We start from the raw sequence: 19,446 nt of genomic DNA on the forward strand, positions 1-19,446 counted from the left end.
GGTCACCCGGCCTGGGGGTAGGCGATGGCATCGGGCCACTTCCTCTTCAGGCCGGCAGACAGGGCCGCCAGCAGTTGTGCAGAGGGACGTGCATGCGCGTCGGACGCGGCATAGGCGGTGACGGGGACGACCAGGGCGTCGGCGTCCAGGAGGTCGGAGATGAGGATCTTGACGGCGGTTACGGGACGGCCGAGTCGGCCCGCTAGCTCGGTCACCGAACGCCGGTGCTCCCGGCACAGGGCGAGGATCTCTGCGCATTCCTCGGCCTGGCCCGGGCCGGGCCGCCCGGGTCCGGCATCCAGCACCGTGTCCAGGCCGAGCAGATGCCGTGGCCGGGTGCGACCGCGCGTCAGGGTGTAGGTCCGCACGAACGTCGAATCCTCGGCCGCGCTGCCGTGTGCGGTCACCGGACCTCATCACCCGTGCCGATGCGGACGGGGATCTGCATGTAGGGGGCGAACTTCTGCACCAGGCGCCCCATCTCGAACCCGACGGTGCCGGCATCGGCGTCCATGGTCGCGATCACCGCGAGGACCGTGTCCACCACGCCCCGTTCGTTGCCGGGATGGCCCTCGAAGGCTGCGCTGCGACCGGAGCTCTGGACGAAGATCAGACAGTCGTCTCGCTCGATGACGACCTGCCTCGCCGGCCTCTTCTTGTAGGTGGGACCGGTGATGTTCGCCGCGAGTGAGGCCACTCCGCTGATGGCGGCCGACAGTTCGTCCGCCCAGTCCTTGTCGACGTCGCTGTCCAGCAGCCGTAGTCCGTCCCGCGAGAGCAGGACGGCGTGCGTGACGCCCGTCGTGTCGGAGGCGAACTGCCGCAGCAGCCACGCCATGTTGTCCCGCTGTCCGCTTGCCGTTGTCTCGGTTGCGGGTGCGTCGCCGGTCACGTTGTTCATCGCGGGGTGGGTGCTCATAGGGATCGCTCCAGAAGGGGGGGAGGGCCAGCGGATGTAACGGCCACCGGGAACGTGGAGGGACGAGGTTCAGGGACTGGGGTGCTCTGTCGAAGCGGTGGGAGAACCGGCTTGCCCGCCGGCCTGGATGCCGGTGCGGAAGGCGGCTGCGAGCCCTGGCGTCGCCGCGGTCACGGGGGCTTGCTCCCGCTCGTGTGGCGGATGGAACGTGCCGGCCTGGCGTCTACGCGTGGGAAGGGCGGGCGCATCAGCAGAGTGACCTGCCTGTGCGGCTTCCGGCGCCCCTGCGGTACCGGGGCGTGGGACCTGCCCCGGCCTCGGGGTGGCTGGAGTCGCGGCAACCTGCTGCGGTTGCGGCGCCAAGGGGCGGGCGTCCTGGGGCAGCGCGCTCGCATCGTCGATGGAGGGAATCGCTACTAGGAGCCGTGCCGGGATGACCACCAGGGCGGTGGTGCCTCCCGTCACGTTCTCCTGCAGGAGAACGGACAGCCCGTGCGACTGGGCGATCTTCGCGGCGACCAGCAAGCCGAGCTGCCCCGCTCGCACCTGGCCGCTGACGTCGACCTCGTCGGGGGCCTGGAGCAGGTGGTTCAGTTGCGCCCGCGTCTGCGGATGCATGGGGATGGCCCGGTCCTCGACCTCGACCGCCAGCCCGTTCGCCACCCGCTGCGCACGCACCATCACCTTCGTAGCCGGATCGGAACACTCACAGGCGTTCTCGATCAGCTCAGCCAGCAGGTGCGTCAGGTCCGGACCCACATGGCCGGGAAGGCCCAGCTCCGCGCCCACGGACCCGGCCGCAACCGCCACCCGCGGATACTGCACGACCTCGGAGACTGCGCCGCGCAGCACGCTCTTGACGGGAACGGGCCGACGCACGCTGCGCAGGGACTGCCCGCCCAGCACCGCTGTGCTCTCGACCTGGCGACGCATCCGCGTCACGAGGTGATCGATCTCGAAGATCTTGGCGAGCAGCTCCGGGTCGTCGGTCAGCATCTCCAGCTGGCTCAGTGCTTCAAGTGCCTTGCCGACCAAGGCGTGCTCGCGCATAGCCAGGCGGCGCAGCACTTCCAGGAGTACGACGGACTGGGACTCGTCGTGCACCCGTATCAGCGACGCGACGGCCCGCACTTGGAGAGCACTCAGCGCCTTGTCAATCTCGGCGTCAGGGCTGGCAGGTGGCGCCTGCAGGTCCGGTAGCGGCGGGCGTCCCCCGCGGCACAGCTCGTCCGCCGACCACTGCACCGACTTCTCGATGGCCGCGGCTGCCCCTGCGATTGCTGCCAGTGCCGTTGCCTGGGCCTCCTCCGCCGCTGTCTGTATGGCTCCTGCGGCCGTTCGCGCTCCGCGAGCCGCCATCGTGGCGACGCCTGCGAGTCCGCAGATCAGGCCGGCCAGGAGCCAGCCGGGTCCCACCGCGGACACCGACCAGAGGGTGAAGGCGGTACCCAGCAGGGCGGCAAGGAGCACTAGGGGCAGTGCGACGGCGCGGTGGACACGGTGCAGGGTGAACGCGTTGATCGGAGGCCGCCGTCGGCGGTGGCCGGTGGCGGCCGGCCGTGCCGAAAAGGCGCTGTCAGGCATGGGAATCCTCGTCAGGGTGGGGGTGGCTAGGCGTGCTGCGGCGTCAGGTCTGCGCAGGTCTTGTGTGTGCTGCGTGGGGTCGAGCGGGGTGACGGAAGCGCGACCGCGCCGCGGTGGGAGGACTGCGTCGCCAGGAGTTGAAGCAGCCGGGCGCTCTGGATCAGGCCCATGTGGCTGAATGCCTGCGGGAAGTTGCCGAGCTGGCGCTGCTGGACGGGGTCGTACTCCTCGGCCAGGAGGCCGAGGTCGTTGCGCAGTGCGAGGAGGCGTTCGAACAGGGCGTGGGCCTCGTCGAGGCGGCCGGTCAGGGCCAGGGCGTCTACGAGCCAGAAGGAGCAGAGGACGAATGTGCCCTCGTCTCCGCTCAGGCCGTCCACCCCGGTGTGGTCGCCGATGGTCGGGTAACGGCGCACGAGCCCGTCAGACGTGGAGAGTTCACGGCGTACTGCGTCCACGGTGCCGATGACGCGCGGGTCGTTCGGCGGTAGGAAGCCGACGCGGGGGATCAGCAGCGTGGCGGCGTCGAGTTCCTTGGAACCGTAGGACTGGGTGAAGGTGTTGCGCACCGGATCGAAGCCCTTGGTGCAGACCTCGTGGTGGATGGTTGCCCGCAGCTCGGTCAGGGGGGCCAGGTCGATGTCGAGCGCGCCGGCTTCGGCCAGGCGGATGGTGCGGTCGATCGCCACCCAGGCCATCACCTTGGAGTGGACGAAGTGCTGGCGTGCCCCGCGGATCTCCCAGATCCCCTCGTCGGGCTCCCGCCAGCGCTGTGCCAGGTGCTCGACGAGCCGCTGGTGCAGGACCGCGGTGTCGGCACAGTGGGCCACACCGCTCTCGTGCGCGAGGTACAGGGTCTCGATCACCTCGCCGTACACGTCGAGCTGGAGCTGGTCCGCCGCCCCGTTCCCGACCCGCACCGGCGTCGAGCCCTCATACCCGGGCAGCCAGGGCAACTCCCGTTCTCGCAGATCACGCTCTCCGGTGATCGCGTACATGATCTGCAGGTTCTCTGGGTCGCCGGCCACGGAACGCAGAAGCCAGCGCCGCCATGCCTGCGCCTCCTGCCGGTAGCCGGTCTCCAGTAACGCGGCCAGGGTCGTAGCGGCGTCGCGCAGCCAGGTGAAGCGGTAGTCCCAATTGCGTCGGCCGCCGATCTCCTCGGGCAGCGAGGTGGTCGGCGCGGCGACGATCCCGCCGCTCGGGTGGTAGGTCAGCGCCTTCAGTGCGATCAAGGAACGGACCACCGCCTCACGGTAGGGCCCGTCGTAGGTGCACTCCTGGGCCCAGTCCTGCCAAAAGGCGAGCGTCTCGATGAGTGCCGCCCCCGGGTCGGGGATCTCCGGAGCGGGTGCATGGGACGGACACCAGCTGAGCACGAACGCCACGCTCTGCCCGGCGCGGATGGCAAAGGCACTGACGACGACCCCGTCCTTCTCCGCCTGCGGGACGCAGGTGTCGAGCCACAGTGCGTCCGCGCCGGCCTCCGCGACCATGCGCCCACCGGCCTCGTGGATCCACGGGCTGACGCTGCCGTATCCCGGCCGCGGACGCATGGCCGAAACCATTGCCACCTCACCGGCCAGACCCTCGACGATCCGGATCACCTGCGGTGCCCCGTCGCGAGGCGGCATGAAGTCCAGGACGCGGACCGACCCGGCCGGTGTGCGCCAGATCGATTCGAGGACGAGCGTGTCACCGCGGTACCGGCGCTCGGCGACCGCTCCGGGCCCGGAGGGGCCAGGCACGGCCGGGGCGATCTGCCAGGTGCCGTGCTTATGCGTGCCGAGCAGGCCCGCGAAGACGGCCGACGAGTCGAACCGGGGCAGGCACAGCCAGTCGATCGAACCGTCGTCGCAGACGTGGGCACTGGTCTGCATGTCGCCGATCAGGCCGTACTGCTCGATGCGCGGGAGGCGTTTCATCGTGTGGGTCTCCGTAGTCCCCGTGGACACGGGGGTGGCTTCGGGGCCGCCGTGGCGGCCGGGAAGTGTTGGTGAGAGAGGCATGGTGGTTACCGGACCGGGGGAGGTCTGTTCTGCCTCGGCGGGGGATCCTCGTCCCGTGGAGCGATGCGGCCGGTTACTCGCTCACCACGAAGAGCCAGCCACGCCATGAGACCGAGAATCAGCGCGATCAGAACTGCCCCGGCGGCGGTCATGTCCGGGGCACCGACGCGGCCAGAACCACGCAGGCGAGGGCGAGAGCGAAGACCGCGCCGCGCAGCACGTTGATCGGCGGCTTCCACCAGCGCTGTCTCTGGACCGGCTTCGCAGGGGCCACGTCGTGGGCCTGCACGGCAGCGATAAGGTCTTGGGTTGCCTCGGCCAGCCTGACCAGATGGACCCTGCTGGGCATGAAGCCCTCGGGGATGCCCGCCGAGGCGAGTTGCTGCGCGCGGCGCAGTACGGGTGCTTCCGGGGGCACAACCAGCCCGAGCTGGCTGACGTGACCGCGAAGGCGGCACGCGAGTTCCTCCACGTCGGCGGCGCTCTCCGGCAGCGGCGACTCCTCGTCCAGCACGAGCGCCACCGTCTCCGCTGCGGCCATCGACCGATCGCGGTCAGGGCCTGGTTCCGCACCGACAGCGCCCTGTCCGCTCGGGCCAACGCGCTGGCTGGCGTCCCGGCGGAAAGTCAGCCGACGACGCATGAGACAACTCCTGTTCGCATGAGGCCAACTCGGCTTGGCCGTGGTCGGTGAGACGCCTGGTGTCGGGCGCAACCGTGTCCTCCCAGGCGGGTGGCACACGGGAGCGCGGCATGCGACGCCGTGACATCGCGCTGCGCTGATCACCTCGCCGATCACTCGACGTGATTGCGCGGTGACTAGAGAACACCTCGCGGTGAAGCCTGGGGAATGACTTTCAGGTGACGTTGACTCGTCAGTAACCCTGTTTGGGGTGCCGCCGGAGCAAAGGGGCCTGACATGCTGGGCGCCATGGTGACTCTCGATGGAACGCCCGTATCCGTAGACGACCTGCTTGCCTTGGCGCTCACAAACGTCGGCCACTTCACGTCCATGCGCGTCGACTCCGACGGCACTATTCGCGGCCTGACGCTGCACATGGAACGCCTCGCACGGGACTGCAAGATCGTGTGGCATGCGGCTTTGGACACAGACCGTGTGCGCGAGTACGTCCGTCAGGCCCTGGAGGCAGTGCCCCATCCGTGCGTCGTGCGTGTCACGATCTACGACCCGAAGGTCGAGCTGGGCCACCCGGCCGACGCCAACGAACCGCACGTTCTCGTGTCCGTGCGCGGAGCCGGCGCCCTGCCGCCGGCTCCGCTGCGCGCCCAGAGCCTGGTCTACGAGCGTGACCTCCCCGAGGTGAAGCACGTCGGCCTCTTCGGCGCGTTGCACATCAGGGGCGCGGCCCAGCGAGCGGGCTTCGACGACGCCTTGTTCGTCGGCCGCGACGGCTTCGTCTCCGAGGGCGGTACTTGGAACGTGGCCTTCATCGACCAGGAAGGCACTGTGGTGTGGCCCGACGCCCCCGTACTGCCCGGCGTCACCATGACCCTGCTCCAGCAGCAAGTCGAACACCACACCGCTACCGTTACGTTGGAACAGGCGAAAGGCATGGCTGCGGCCTTCGCCACGAACACCTCGATCGGCGTCCGCCCCTTGGCCGCGATCGACGACACACAGCTCCCCGTCGAGCACCCCGTGTTGACGCGGCTCCAGGAGGCGTACCTGTCGATCCCCGGCGAGACGCTGTAAAGCAGCACCATGGCGGGGGTGACTAGGTGGACCGGCCGTGAAGCCGAGCTGCTGCGCAGGGCCATGCGGAAAACACAGAAGGAGTTCGCTGAACTGGTGGGAGTCAACCCCCGTCAGATTCCTCGCTGGAAGAGCCGGGCGGAGACCATCGAACTCGAACTCGACAACCAGGCAGCCCTGGATACTCTCCTGGCCCAAGCCGAGCCCGACGTCCAGCAGCGGTTCGCCACGCTCCTGACCGAACGTGCCGCTGCTGAGCATGATGAGCGCGCCGAGGAACTGCTGCGAAGGGACCCGAGCACCCGTCGGCACCCGATCGACGGGAAGGTCATGGCCCTCGTCGAGGAGGGCATCTACCTCTCCGGCCCCGACAACCGCGCGGTGTGGCTGGAGCCGTTCTTCATCGACGTCTACCCGACGACCAACGAGGACTACGCGAAGTTCGTGCAGGCGACCAATCACCGGCCACCCCAGCACTGGCCTGACGGCCGCTGCCCCGCCGCCCTGGCCACCCACCCCGTGGTGTGGGTGACGTGGCACGACGCGACCGCCTACGCCCGCTGGGCAAGCAAAGCTCTGCCGAGCGCTCGGCAGTGGGAGAAGGCGGCTCGCGGACCGCGCGGGCGCATCTACCCCTGGGGCAACGAGGCGACGGCCGCCAAGGCGAACACGGCCGAGGCCGGCATCGACGCGACGACCCCCGTCTCCCGTTATCAATCCGGCGTCAGCCCATTCGGCATCTTCGACATGTGCGGCAACGTCTGGGAGTGGTGCTCCACCGAAGAGGAGCCCGGCAACGGGCGGTACCACCTGAAAGGCTCGGCGTTCACGTCCCCGATCGAACGGGCTGCGCCGTCCTTGATGAACACTGCCGCTGCCTCGATGAAGGACAACGACACTGGATTCCGCTGTGCTATGCCAGCGTGATTCGGGCACCGTGAGCGACCAGTCGATCCTGCATCGGCAGCGGTGAGAGAAGGCTCCGGCCATCAGGGCGCTGCCCGCATCAGGCGAGGACGGGGCGCACCTCGTACTGCGGTTGCTTGTCATCAGCTTGCCGCCAATCTCAGCTCACACCATGTGATGGGGCCGGCGTCCTCGACCCCGCCAGGCCCCTCGTCCCTCTTGGGTGAGCGACTGCACGAGCACCAGGCAGCGGCCGTTCTCGTCGGCGTCACGAGGGGCTTCCTGCCGGGCGCGGCCATGACAGATGTCCAGCCCAGTCCGGTCGTGCCCGCGACGGCATCGTTCGCATTCAGAGCGAGCTGCCGCCTGACCGGCAACGCGTCGGTCGCCACGTCACCGCACTGGACCACCGGGCACGGAACGTGCTGCGGGACATAGGCTGACCGCGACACGGGCTCAGGGCCCCGTACGGCAGCTCGTGGATCCGCGTCTCCAAGGGGGAGGAACCGGTACCGGTGACGACGTACGAGGTCGAATCGATCGCAACGGTCGTTGGCGGCCACACCTGCGTTCAGGATGACTACCAGGGTGGGGTCGAGTCGGTCATCCGATTCAACGACGCATACCCCCTGGAAACCCTCCAGGGCATCAATGAGTTCTCCCACTTGACGGTGACGTGGCGCTTCCACCTGGCGCGACCCGAAGACGTCCAGCTCCACGCGCGCAGCCCCCGCGGAAATCCGGGCTGGCCGCCGACCGGTACCTTTGTCCACCGCAACCACCGGCGTCCCAATCAACTGGCCGTCAGTTACCCGCGGTTGCTCCAGGTCGAAGGGCGGGACCTGTTGGTCACCGATCTCGACGCTGTAGACGGAACGCCCGTGATCGACTTGGCACCGTACTTCGAACAGATGGGGCCCCGTGGCCCGATCCGTCAGCCCGCCTGGCCCGGCGAGATGCTCGAACCGAATTACTGGGCGAAGGCAAGCGAACGGCCCTCGGAGCGTCCTGTATGACAGAAGCGACTGAGCTGCCCGGCTTGCCATTTGCATCGTCGGGAACCAACTGGAGGTCTGGCTCAAGCTGCAGCCCTCGCGTCTCGGAACTCACACCACGTCTCCTCGCCGTTGCTCTCCCATGCGTCTGAGATCGCATCGACCAGCCGGATTCCGCGCCCCGATTCGCCGTCGGGTCCGGCTTCCTTGAGCACAGCGGGCGCCGGGTTGTGGTCGGTTACCGAGACACGCACCACGTCGACGGCCACCGTGATGCGGAGCACGACTTCGCCCTCACCGTGGACCACGGCGTTGGTGACCAGCTCCGAAACGGCCAGTACGACGCACCCCACCACCGGCTCCGAAACACGGCACCGCCGCAGGAACGCCCTGGCTATGCGCCGCATCTCCCCGACCTTCGCAAGGTCGGGGAGAAGCGCCGCCTGACAGGCATGGGATGCCGCCGGTACCTCTGCCCTCGCCCATGCGCCGGCCTCATCTTCCTGAACCGGCCTGACGCATGACGCGCCTGCTGTAGCCGCACAGCTGCGGATGCCCCCGTCGGGCGGGGCCGCCTCTTGGAGCCTGGTCATGTGGGCTATGGCACCGTGCGGCGACGCCGTCGACCAGGGGAATCCAGAGGGGGAAAATCATGTCAAGGGGGAAACTGAAGGGGGGAATTGAGGCCATGATTGGATTCCGCCCACCGACAGAGGTCAAACTCATGCCAGACCCGTTCGCCGACCTGCTCCTCCGGCTTCGGCAGGAAGCGGGCCGGACACAGGAGGAGCAGGCGGAGGCGATCAACGCTGTCTCCGGCCGGGACACCATGACCCGCCGAGAGATCAGCCGTTATGAGAACTTCGAGAACATTCCTACCAACCACACAATCGGCCACATCGCGGCGGCCTGCGGTGTCCCCTTCGAGGAACTACAGCGAGAGGCCAAGGCCGCCCGCGCTCGGAAGAGAAAGGGGCATGCCGATGCAGGGGAGGACCAAGACGCCGTGAAGCGTCGCACGCTCCTGGGTAGCGCCACTATCGGCGTGAGCGTGGCCGCCGAGCCGTGGGGGCGCCTCGCCTTCGCCCTCAGCAAGGGGACCAAGATCGATTCGCCCGCTGCCGCCGCGCTCATCGACCGAGCCGCTGAACTGCACGTCCAGGAACTCAACCTCAGCGCGCGGCGGCTACAAAAAACGGTCGAGTCGCATCTTGACGCGATCACTACGGCCCTGCCTCGTGCAGGCGAACACGAAGGCGCTCTCACCATCGCCGCCGGGGAAACCGCCGCTCTGGCCGGTTGGGTGGCCTGGGACCTGGGGGAGCACGACAAAGCCAACGCCTACTACAAAGTCACGTCGCAGTGCGCGGCGGCTGCCGGGCATCCTCCACTCCGAGCCCTGGCCCTGACCTACAGCAGCTACGGCGCTTTGACGCCAAAGGCGAAGGTGGAGTTCCTCTCCCAAGCCGCCAACGACGTGCGAGGCCACGGTAACGCTACTGCTGCCGCCTGGGTTCTCGGTAGGCACGCGGAAGAAGCTGCGGCGGCCGGCGACGAGGTGGGGGCGCTCCAGGCGTTAGACCGAGCGCGCTTCGCCTACGATTTCGCGGACCACACCAGCGAGCAGGCATGGGTCAGGTTCGTGACCCCATACCGCATGGACTCGTTGGCCCTGTCCGTGTACGGCCAGCTGAGGCGTCCCGAGCTCACGTCCACTGCTGATACCGCGGTCGACCGCCTCGGAGACGGGCTACCGGACGGGGGCGTCGTGGTCCTCGGTGATCTGGCGTCAGCCCTACTGCGTGGGGGTGACGTCGACCAAGGCGTCTACGTGGCTCGCCAGTTCGCTGCGGCGGCACAGGCCAAGCCCAACACCATGGGCAAGGAGCGGGCGGCGGCTATTGCAGCGTTGCTCCCTGACAGCGAGCGCGAACTTGCCGTGCATTTCCGGCGGTTCGCGTCCTGATCCACCTCGGGTGGCACGCGGCGAGCCCAGGGCACCAACGTCGCCGACGCCCGGCCCCTGGATCCTCAGTCGGATTCCGTCTCCTCGAAGACCCAGGACAGGTACGCCTCCGACCCGCCGGTTACGGGCAGCGTGATCCATTGGGGGACGTCGTACGAGTGCTTCTCATGCACCCACGCTTCTAGCGCGGGCAGACGGTCCGTCGTAGTCATATACGAGATGCGCCACTCCCGCGCCGCCTCGATCTTCCCCTTCCACCAGTAGAAGGCGGTGATTGGCGCATCGATGTGCACTCCCGCTGCCAGCTTGCTCTCGACCGCACCTCGGGCCAGGATCTTCGCCTGCCCCTCATCGTCGCTGGTCGTCTGCGCAATCACAATACCGTTGGCCATGCAACTACCTCTCCAGCTCGGGTACCGCGACCCTACCCAGCCGTCCAGGGCACACCGAAAGCCGGCCGCTGCCCCTCCGGGCGAGTGAGGCACGACCACGACGTGATCAACGACCGAATGTGGGGCACTGGTCGCATGGTCGAGTACTGAACGCTGCCCTCGCGGGCCGCTGCGAGGGCTCGCCCACGGCGGCCCCACCCGTGAGCCAGGGTCCGGGCTCGTTGTCTTGGCCGACGAGGTTGTGCAACGGCTTCGCGGCCCGGTGCCAACACGTTCTCTTCTTGCCGGGACGAAAGCGGCATTCGCCCAAGGCAGACAAGAAGGAGCTTCAAAAGACTGGAAAGCTCCGCCGGGATCATGTCAACGTACAACAGCCCGCAAAACACCAGGTCGGGCATGCAGCTACCTCGCTGCGGCAAGGGTTACAAACCATCGAAACCCGCACCGCGTGAGGCCACCTTGCTGGCGTGGTCCCTACTTGGGAGGCCCCTCTGTCTGATCCCGCTATTCGATCCGCTCGCTTCTCTTCACCCGTGCTCTTTGTCCTCGGCGCACTTAACACTTGGTCCGGCAGGCGGCAGGCGACTACGTCGCGGTCTCTACCGGGCTGTGAGTCTGCGTCTGTGCAGCCGGCCTGTTTAGTGTGGACCGGCTGCAACGGAGCTACCGCGACGACCGTGCCGTCCTCGCGTACCTTGCGGCACACCCTGGAGCCACAAGGCGGCACGTGGCCAGGGCCACAGGGGTCCCCGAGCGGCTCCATCTTGAGCGCCTCACGGATGACGGTCTGCTGGTGCTCGTCGTAGGTGGCGCGACCCCGGCCCTGCGCTCCTACCTCTTGGCTTCCTGACTGCGGCCAGTCCGAGACACTGCCGGGCTCATCCGATGCGGCGGGCAACATAGCCGACGATCGCCGGTTAGCCAAACCGGCGATCGTCGCGACCATTGAGGAGTTCGCACTCGGCTGCGCTTGGCGGTGGAGCTGGGCGAATGCAGTGGATCGCGCTCCTGAAGTCGGTATTGGAGAACGGCGCTGTCCTCTGCTGTCAGAAGACCGCGGTGCCAGTCGCTGAACCGTAACGGCACCTCTGCTGTCGGAGAGTGACGTAGATGCCTTTTGGGGTGAAGGGTTTCGCCGGGGTAAGCGGGCAGGTGGCGCATTGACCGCCGGGGGCAGCAATCGCCTGCTGACTCCCGAGGAGGTGGCCGCATGGCTCAAGGTCAGCGAGATCACCGTAAAAAACAAATATCGAACGTGGGGGTTGAAGGCTCAGAAAGTCGGCCGTCTCCTGCGATTCCGTGAGCGCGACATCGTCGCCTATCTCGAAGATAACTATGGGTAACGGTTGCCTTGCCGTGCCCTAGAAAGGGAAGGGTGCCAGTTGGCTACCGTTTTCCAGCGATGCAAATCCGACCCCAAGGTCGCAACGTATCCATGCACGAAGCCGCGGTGCGGGCACTCGTGGACGGTGCGTTACCGCGAGCCTGGCGGCAGGACCGCGCGTCAGCGGGAGAAGACCTTCGAAAAGAAGACTGGTCCTAATGGGGCCGATGCCTTTGCGGCGAGGGTCGAGACCGACAAGGACGAGGGCCTCTACATTGACCCCAACGCGGGCAAGATCACTGTCCGCGCCTACGCCGAAGACTGGCTCGCTCGCCGAATCATCGGGGAGTCCACGTACTCAAACTACAAGGGCTTCATCGACAACCACCTCATACCGAGGCTCGGCCGCAAGACAATCGCCGGGGTGACGAAAAGGGACATCGAGCACTTCAAGGCGGCCATCGCCAAGGAGCTAGCGGCGAGCACGGTCTATGACCGGATGAAGATGGTGAAGCACATCTTCTGGTCCGCCAAGGAAGAAAAACGGATTCGGGAGGACCCGACCAAGGATGTGAAGAATGCCCCCGGAAGTCGCGCGGTCGATGAGGAGGAGATTCCCGCCCTCGCCGAGGTCCGCCTTCTGCATAAGCACATGTCTCCGCAATACAAGCTGACCGTCTGGCTCCAGGCCGGGGCCGGCCTTCGAGTCAGCGAGGCACTGGCCTTCCACGTTGGGTGCCTCCGGAACGACGTGATCCGCGTCCGTTGGCAGATCAGCTCCAAGGCGCACCGCCAGGACTGTAAGACGCGTCTCGTCCCCCTCAAGCACCGCGAGGAGGGCGAGTACCGCGATGTGCCCGCCGCAGGCTTCCTCTGCATCGAGATCGAAGCCCACGAGGAGATGTGGAAGCCGATTCCACTCACCTTTGTGAATGCAGCAGGGAAGACCCGGCAGGTCGAGGTGTTCTTCGCGCCCCGCGAACGGGGCAAGGGGATCATGCCCACCGCCAACACCTACACGTACCACTTCAAGAAGGCGTGCGTGGCGGCTGGGCTGGTGGACGCCGGGGGCAAGCCGAAATACCACCCGCACTCGCTGAGGCACTTCTTTGCCTCCACCGCGCTGGCGTCCGGCATCCCGATCCACGAGGTCTCGCGCTGGCTCGGCCACAAGTCGATCAAGACCACGGTCGACATCTACGGGCACCTGGTTCCGGAGTCGTGGGACCGATGCCGTGACATCATGCAATCGGCCTTTGCGTCTGCGGCCTGAGCGACGCCCGTGCTGGGATGAAGCTCCCGTGCTGGGATGGTGCTGGGATGGCCCCATCGAAAGCGACGTTTTCGCAGGTGAGAGCTCTGCACTCGACGTTCCGCTTCAATGTGTGACGGATCAATTACAATAAGTTAGACAGTGTGTCAAGCGTGCAGGTCAGAAGGTGCCGAGCTCTGGTGAGCCCGGGCACCTTCTGCGTTCCCGTGCTGACTTCGTGCTGAGTTCTACTTGCTCCGCGGCGGGGTGAGCTTGTCGAGATCCAGGCTGATCTCGAAAGGCACAGGGCGCTTGAGGGCGCCCCGGAAGATGCCGGCGGGCGCGTAGACGCCAGTCGGTTCGTCGAGTTCGTAGACGTGGACGACGGGGGCGCCGCTCTCGTCCTCGATGCACCAGTAGTGCGGGATGCCGGCCTCCGCGTACTTGCGCAGCTTGACCGTCCGGTCCCGGTGTGCGGACTCGGGCGACACGACCTCGATGACGAGTCGTACCTCGTCCGGTGCGAACCAGGTGCGGTCTCCGTCGTAGTCGGCCGTCGTCACCAGCAGATCCGGTTCGGGCCGGTTGCGCTGGTCGAGCATTATCGTCATCTCGCGGCCGACCCTGACATCGCCGGGCGCCTGCTCCATGAGAGCGACGGTGAGCATGGTAACGAGATGGCCGTGCCACCACCTCTGCGGCGACATCATGAAGACAAGCGCTCCGTCGATCAGCTCGGTGTGCCGGGGCGCCTCGGGGAGGCGGTCCAGGTCCTCCGCGAACCAGCCTTCCTCGCGCGGCGGGCGCATCCAGTTGGGCAGTGCGGTCATGGCTCAACCGTAGCGACTCGGAGAGGCACGGGTCACGAGATCGTCAACGGGGTGACTGAGCGCGAGCTGTTTGATCCCGATGCGGCGGATCCTACAGAGGGTACTGCGTGAGGCTTGTCCTCCAGGATCAGGGCCGGGAGCGCTGCCCGGCTCAGCCTTCAGGCTGAAGTACCGCAAAGCGAACCGATTCCTCGAGGGTCAGGCGGGCACCGGCCTCGTCCACCGTGCGCGCGGCCAGCGTTGCCTCGGCCAGCCTGGGGGGCAGTGCCTCGGCGAATTTCAGGCCACGCACGGCGTGCCCGTCGATCTCGGGCAGACTCAGGCCCTCGTGTGCCTGGGCCATGGCGTTCGCCCAGTCCTCGTGGGTGAGGTCGTCCCGTAGGCGGATCCAGTGGGCGTGGGCGCGCCGGTGGGGTGACACGGCCGGCAGCAGGGTGGCGGCGAGTGTGGCGTTGGCGCGGTGTCCCGCCCAGGTCCACCACCGGACGTCCCCGTCGGGGCGGCGTGCGATGACGGTGCCCCCGGGGTGCACCGTGTCCAGGTGCGTCTCCCTGGCCTGGGCGAGGCGTGCCGAGGCCCGCCCGGTGAGGCGCACGGGCGGGTCCTGGCCGAGGAGGACGTCGCGGGCAGCGCGGGTCAGCTCGAAGGACAGGACCCGTTCGGCACCAAAACCGTTCCACCTGGCCCGCCCGCCTTCGTCGACCGGGGTGACGAAGCAGCGGCGTCGGCTGAAGTCGATGTGGGTGACCTGCCAGCTGCGTCCGGCCAGCAGGAGCCTGCGGGGACCCTGGACCTCCTCGGTGAGCAGGTCAGGGTCGGTGCGGCCGATCTCCTTGCGGCCGTTGAAGACGGTGAACTCGGGTGGGGCGGTGAACACGGCCGTCAGGTTCATGAAATGGCGGTGTCCGTAGCGGTGTTCGGCCTGCGGGCCGATGAACAGAAGGCCCGAGTCCTGGTCGAGGTAGCCCTGCTCGACCAGATGTCGGACGACAGGTGCCGCTCCGGGGCCGAAGGGCCCGATGCCGCCCCACCACTGCTGCCACAGGTTCTCGCCGACCCGGTGTTCCTGAAGGCACAGCGCCAGCAGTTGCTGAGCGACGAGATGACGGGGCTCGGGGGGCGGGGTGACGGGTTCCACCCAGTGGCGCGACCACTGCAGCAGCAGGGCGGCCGAGGCGAGGAGCCCTTCGTCGTCCAGGGCGAGGAAGAGGCAGTTGCGGCTGGTGCCGGGACGGCGTCCGGTGCGGCCCAGCCGCTGGAGGAAGGCGGCGACGGTGCGGGGTGCGTCCAGCTGGATGACTCGGTCCAGGTCACCCACGTCGATGCCGAGCTCGAGCGTGCTGGTCGAGACGATCACACAGTCCCGCGCCTCGGCGAATGCCGATTCGGCCTGTCTGCGTTCGTCCACGGAGAGCGAGGCGTGGGAGAGGAAGGTCGTGACGCCGCGCCGGCGCAGCTGCTCGCCCAGTTCCTCGACGGTGCGCCGGCTCTCGCAGAAGACGAGGCGCTTCTCGCCGCGGTGGAGAGCGGCGATGACGATGGCGGCGTTGGCGACGGAACCGACGTAGTCGAGTTCGATCTCTCCGGACGGTTGCGTGGTCCCCGCCGGGGGAGGCAGCGGTTGTGAGTCGGGCGCGATGACGCGACCCGGACGTCGGCCGTGCCCGGAGCCCTGGAGCCAGCTGAGCAGCTCGGCGGGGTTTCCGATGGTCGCGGACAGGCCGACGCGCTGGAGGGGCCGACCCGCGATACGCACCAGGCGCTCGAGTACGGCCAGCAGGTGCCAGCCGCGGTCGTCCCCGGCGAAGGCGTGGACCTCGTCGATGACGACCGAGTGCAGGCCGCTGAAGAAGGAGCGGTGGTCGACGTGGGCGCTGACCAGCATGGACTCCAGGGACTCCGGTGTGGTCAGCAGGATGTCAGGGCGCTCGACGAGCAGCCGGCGGCGGCGCGAGGTGGTGACGTCGCCGTGCCACAGGCCCGTGCTGCGGCCCAGCCAGCCCGCGTACGTCTCCAGGCGCGGGTGCAGGTTGTTCAGGAGGGCCTTGAGCGGGCACACGTACAGCACGCTGGTGCCCTTCCAGCCGCGTCGGTTCATCGCGCTCAGCAGAGGAAAGACGGCCGCTTCGGTCTTGCCGCCAGCGGTGGGGGCGAGCAGTACGGCGTCCTCGCCGGCGAGGAGCGGGGCGACGGCCTCGGTCTGGAGGGGGCGCAGGGTGTGCCAGCCGAGGGTATTGACGATGTGGTGTCCGAGGACGGGGTCGAGCAGGTCGAAGGCGTCGGGCGCGCGCCACTCGCCTTTCTCGTCGAACGCCCGATCGCTCACGGCAGGTCCAGGGGGATGTCCGCCGCGCTGCTCGCCGCGTTGCGCTCGGTGTCGCTGAGCTCAGCCGTGTGCAGGGTCAGGGCGTAGTGCCGACGGGGGTCGAAATCCTCGAACTCGTCGATGCGGTCCAGGACATCGGCGACCAGCTTGCGCAGGTACAGGCGGGGCGCGATGCCGACCTTGCCGCCGAGCGCGCCGGTGATAGCACGTGCCAGCTCGTCGAGGTAGGCGTCGTCCGCGCGCGCGGCCAGCCGCTCGGGGTGGCGGGCATCGGCCGCGTAGATGTCACGCACCTTGCGCCCCAGTTCGCCGAGAGAGGCGAGGTCGAAGCCGGGGAGCCGCAGCTGCACCGCCCGCGGGGAGTCGAAGCGCGGATCGGTGGTGAAGTCGGTGGCAAGGCGCTGGGCGAGGGGCGCCAGGCGCTGTACGCCCTGCTGCCCGTCGTAGAAGGCGGGGGTGCCGGTGATGACGAGGAACAGGCCGGGGAAACGCCCGGTGTCGATTTCGTCGAGAAGCTGGCGCAGCGCGTTGAGTGATTTCTCGCGGACGTCGCCGCGCACCCGTTGCAGGGTCTCCACCTCGTCCAGGACGAGCAGGAGTCCGGGGTGCCCGCAGTCCCGCAACACCGTGAGCAGGCCCTGGAGGAAGCCGAGGGCGGCGAAGTGGTCGAGGTCGCCGCGGATGCCGGCGGCGCGTTTCGCGGCGGCGGCCACCGACTTCTGCCCGCCGAGCCAGGCGATCAGGGCCTCGGCGAGGGCGCCGTCGCCGGCCGCCACGGCCCGCCGGTAGCCGCGCAGCGCCGCCGAGAAGGCGGGGGTGGTGCGGGCGACGGCGGCCAGCCGCTGTTCCAGGAGCACGTCGACGGCGCTCGCCAGTGCCTCCTCGTCGTCGTCCGCCACGTCGCCTCCGGCGAGCGCCTCCTCCTCCAGGGCGTAGAACCAGGAGTCGACCACGGCGCGGAGTGCGGACGGCTGGTGAGTGGCGGTGGTGAGCCGCTCGGTGAGCCTGCGGTAGACGGTCTCCAGCCGGTGCAGCGGGGTCTCGGTCTCCGAGATCTGGACCTCGCTGACGGCGAGCCCGCGCCGTTTGGCCCGCTCGGCGAGCCACCGGGCGAAGAACGTCTTGCCGGAGCCGTACTCGCCGCGCAGGGCATGGAAGCCGGCTCCGCCACGGGCGACGGTGGCCAGGTCGTCGTCGAGCGCACTCTCGAAACGTTCCAGACCGACGGCGAACAGGCCGAGCCCCGCCTGCGGGACGGTGCCGCGCCGCAGCGCGTCGACGACGTCGCGGCGGCGCGCGGCGCTGATGTCGAGGGCGGGGCGGGTCATGCGGTGCCTTCCGGGGACAGGAACTGCTGGCTGAGCAGGGCACGGTCGAGCTGCACGGTGCGGCCCGACTCGACCAGCTGGAGCACGGGGTAGCCGTCGATGTTGAGCAGCCGCTCCAGCATCGTGGCGAAGCGCGCGGGGTTGCGCTGCGACTTGCCGGTGGCGGCCTGGGCGGCAGCGGCGACCGCCCCGGGCGACAGCTTCCCGCCCGCTTCGTCCAGGGCGTCGAGTGCCGCTTCGACGGCCTTCTCGCTGGGCGCGGCGCGGACGAACTCGCGCTGAGCCCGGTACGCGGCGCTGCGCACGGTCCGTTGGCCGAGGGTGAGCCGGCCGGACGTCGTGGCGTGTCGGGCGGGCCGTGCCGCCTTCGGTCCGTCGTCGACGTCCGTCGGCGGTTTCCCTCCGTCCCGCGGTGCGGCTCCGCTTGCGGCGGACGCGGATTCGGCCCGCGACACGACCCCTTTCACGGCTCCCGTTCCGGGCACTGCCATGTCCTTGGATTCGGTCCCCGCCATGTCCTCGGAATCGGCCGCCGACCCCGCGCCCGGTACGGCGGTGTCGCCCTTCTCCCACCACGCCGGCTCGGCAGACTCGGGCGGCAGCAGTACCCAGCCCGACGGCACGGCCCCTCCGGACGGCACCAGCGTGATCACGGGAACGGTGACCTCGGCGAGTGAGGCACCGCCGTGGTATCCGGCCTGCCGCGCGGTGTAGCGCAGGTCGTCACGGCAAGCGGCGGTGATACGGCGGCCGTCGGTCAGCACGCGCGGACCGGTCAGGGCGACTTCCCCGTCACCGGGGTCTCCGGTGCGCCAGCGGGCGCCGCGCACCCCGGTGACCTCGGCGGGCTGGTGTCCGCGCTCGGTGCGGTCGACGATGTGGCCGTGGTCGGAGACGAGCACGACCGGGCGGCCGTAGTCGCGGGCGGCGTTGAGCAGGTCGGGCAGTTTCCCGATGTCGGCCAGGCCCCAGCGGCCGCTGGTTCCCTCCCGGCCGTCGGCCAAGGCGTCGTCGATGGTGTTGACGACGACGGCGACGATGTCGTCGGAGGCGAGGGCCTGGACGAGTTCGGGGGCGAGCCGGTGACCGGGCGGGCCTTCGTATCCACCCTTGTGGAAGAGGTGCGCGTCACGGTGCCGCTTGCGCCAGAAGGCGGTGAAGCCGGTGCGCTCAGCGGCTTGGCCGCCCTCGGAGGGCCTCCCGCTCAGCAGGGATGCCCGGCTGACGCGGGTGATCGAGGGCAGCATGGACACCGCTGCCTGTCGCAGCGGCCGGGTGCCCTGGGCGGCGGCGGGCACGATCTCGGTCCACGCCCTTCCGTCCAGTTCCCCCGCGATCCGCACGGCGATGTCCGCGCTCATCCCGTCGAGGACGAGGATCAGCGGACGGCCGCCGCCCTGGGCGAGCGGGGCCGCTGTCCTGGCGAGGACGTCCTCGATGAGGAGCGCACCGCCGTTCGCCTGCTGGCAGGCGGTCTCGGACCAGGAGGCGAGGAGGCCGGCGAAGTGGGCGTCGAGTGCGGCGCGGCGCTCGCGTGCCGCTCCTATCAGTCGCCGGTACGCCTCGCCGACGGCCGTGTCGCGGGACGCGTCCCCCTCCGCGAGGACGCCGATGGCCAGGTCGGCCCAGCCCGAGGAGGTGAGGTGGTCCTGCACGGCCTGCCCGACGGTCGCGCAGGGCGTGGGGTCGGTGGCGAGCCAGCGCATCAGGCGGACAGCGGTACGGGCGGTCTCGGTGGACTCCGCGTACAGCGCGGCGAGCTGGTGTGCCTCCAGGTCGCGAAGGGCGGACTCGGCGAGTGCGGTCGCGCCCTCGCCGCGGCTGCCGAGGCAGGCGGCCAGGGCCCGCAGCCGCCCCAGGTAGCCCGACGGGAGCAGCCGGTCGCCGCGGACCAGATCGGTCAG

General features: G+C 68.8%; 17 protein-coding genes. 6 read left to right on the forward strand and 11 right to left on the reverse strand.

Translation table 11 applies throughout. The features are described from left to right. Positions 1–2: 2 nt before the first annotated feature. The 5 genes from N4P33_RS00900 to N4P33_RS00920 form a co-directional block, all read right to left on the reverse strand. Positions 3–407: a DUF742 domain-containing protein gene (locus N4P33_RS00900; RefSeq protein ID WP_006143017.1), complete on the reverse strand. Its 405-nt coding sequence runs from the start codon at positions 405–407 to the stop codon at positions 3–5. Next, the gene (locus N4P33_RS00905; protein ID WP_260824217.1) at positions 404–919 is read right to left on the reverse strand and encodes a roadblock/LC7 domain-containing protein; all 516 of its coding nucleotides are present in this window, start codon (positions 917–919) and stop codon (positions 404–406) included. The genes N4P33_RS00900 and N4P33_RS00905 overlap by 4 nt, the downstream gene beginning before the upstream one ends. A gap of 69 nt (positions 920–988) precedes the next feature. After that, on the reverse strand, positions 989–2,503 hold the full coding sequence (locus N4P33_RS00910; RefSeq protein WP_260824218.1) for a sensor histidine kinase KdpD: 1,515 nt from the start codon (positions 2,501–2,503) through the stop codon (positions 989–991). Between the two features lie 26 nt (positions 2,504–2,529). Continuing rightward, positions 2,530–4,425, reverse strand: coding sequence for a glycoside hydrolase family 15 protein (locus N4P33_RS00915; protein ID WP_260824219.1), 1,896 nt, complete (start codon positions 4,423–4,425; stop codon positions 2,530–2,532). Positions 4,426–4,657: 232 nt separating this feature from the next. Beyond that, positions 4,658–5,050: a DUF6415 family natural product biosynthesis protein gene (locus tag N4P33_RS00920; RefSeq protein ID WP_260824220.1), complete on the reverse strand. Its 393-nt coding sequence runs from the start codon at positions 5,048–5,050 to the stop codon at positions 4,658–4,660. Between the two features lie 378 nt (positions 5,051–5,428). On the opposite strand from N4P33_RS00920, the gene N4P33_RS00925 reads away from it, so the two are divergent. The 3 genes from N4P33_RS00925 to N4P33_RS00940 all read left to right on the forward strand — a co-directional run bounded on the left by N4P33_RS00925 (position 5,429) and on the right by N4P33_RS00940 (position 8,145). Next, positions 5,429–6,223 carry an aminotransferase class IV family protein gene (locus N4P33_RS00925; RefSeq protein ID WP_260824221.1) on the forward strand — a complete coding sequence of 265 codons (795 nt, stop codon included), beginning with the start codon at positions 5,429–5,431 and terminating at the stop codon, positions 6,221–6,223. Between the two features lie 9 nt (positions 6,224–6,232). After that, the gene (locus tag N4P33_RS00930) at positions 6,233–7,150 is read left to right on the forward strand and encodes a formylglycine-generating enzyme family protein (protein ID WP_260824222.1); all 918 of its coding nucleotides are present in this window, start codon (positions 6,233–6,235) and stop codon (positions 7,148–7,150) included. 494 nt (positions 7,151–7,644) lie between these two features. Further along, entirely contained in the window at positions 7,645–8,145 is a 501-nt protein-coding gene (locus N4P33_RS00940) for an SAM-dependent methyltransferase (RefSeq protein ID WP_260824223.1), read from the forward strand. Between the two features lie 62 nt (positions 8,146–8,207). Here the strand turns inward: N4P33_RS00940 and N4P33_RS00945 are convergent, their stop codons facing one another. Further along, on the reverse strand, positions 8,208–8,717 hold the full coding sequence (locus N4P33_RS00945; RefSeq protein ID WP_260824224.1) for an ATP-binding protein: 510 nt from the start codon (positions 8,715–8,717) through the stop codon (positions 8,208–8,210). Positions 8,718–8,848: 131 nt separating this feature from the next. Here N4P33_RS00945 and N4P33_RS00950 point away from each other — a divergent pair, with 131 nt between their 5' ends. Beyond that, positions 8,849–10,090, forward strand: a complete 1,242-nt coding sequence (locus N4P33_RS00950) for a helix-turn-helix transcriptional regulator (RefSeq protein WP_260824237.1) — start codon at positions 8,849–8,851, stop codon at positions 10,088–10,090. A gap of 65 nt (positions 10,091–10,155) precedes the next feature. Here N4P33_RS00950 and cutA read toward each other — a convergent pair whose 3' ends face one another. Then, positions 10,156–10,482 carry a divalent-cation tolerance protein CutA gene (gene cutA / locus N4P33_RS00955; protein WP_260824225.1) on the reverse strand — a complete coding sequence of 109 codons (327 nt, stop codon included), beginning with the start codon at positions 10,480–10,482 and terminating at the stop codon, positions 10,156–10,158. 1,160 nt (positions 10,483–11,642) lie between these two features. On the opposite strand from cutA, the gene N4P33_RS00960 reads away from it, so the two are divergent. Beyond that, positions 11,643–11,825, forward strand: coding sequence for a helix-turn-helix domain-containing protein (locus N4P33_RS00960; protein ID WP_260824226.1), 183 nt, complete (start codon positions 11,643–11,645; stop codon positions 11,823–11,825). 126 nt (positions 11,826–11,951) lie between these two features. Beyond that, positions 11,952–13,079 carry a site-specific integrase gene (locus tag N4P33_RS00965; protein WP_260824227.1) on the forward strand — a complete coding sequence of 376 codons (1,128 nt, stop codon included), beginning with the start codon at positions 11,952–11,954 and terminating at the stop codon, positions 13,077–13,079. A 227-nt stretch (positions 13,080–13,306) separates the two neighbouring features. Here N4P33_RS00965 and N4P33_RS00970 read toward each other — a convergent pair whose 3' ends face one another. The 4 genes from N4P33_RS00970 to pglZ all read right to left on the reverse strand — a co-directional run. Further along, positions 13,307–13,888: a Uma2 family endonuclease gene (locus N4P33_RS00970; RefSeq protein WP_260824228.1), complete on the reverse strand. Its 582-nt coding sequence runs from the start codon at positions 13,886–13,888 to the stop codon at positions 13,307–13,309. Between the two features lie 151 nt (positions 13,889–14,039). Further along, the gene (locus tag N4P33_RS00975) at positions 14,040–16,214 is read right to left on the reverse strand and encodes a DEAD/DEAH box helicase (protein ID WP_260824229.1); all 2,175 of its coding nucleotides are present in this window, start codon (positions 16,212–16,214) and stop codon (positions 14,040–14,042) included. After that, complete coding sequence (gene brxD, locus N4P33_RS00980; protein WP_260824230.1) at positions 16,211–17,542, reverse strand: BREX system ATP-binding protein BrxD; 1,332 nt, start codon at positions 17,540–17,542, stop codon at positions 16,211–16,213. The genes N4P33_RS00975 and brxD overlap by 4 nt, the downstream gene beginning before the upstream one ends. Next, positions 17,539–19,446, reverse strand: a 1,908-nt coding sequence (pglZ, locus tag N4P33_RS00985) for a BREX-2 system phosphatase PglZ (RefSeq protein ID WP_260824231.1), incomplete at its 5' end; no start/stop codon positions are given. The genes brxD and pglZ, both read right to left, overlap by 4 nt.

The organism is Streptomyces sp. 15-116A (assembly GCF_025290915.1).
GTDB lineage: Bacteria > Actinomycetota > Actinomycetes > Streptomycetales > Streptomycetaceae > Streptomyces.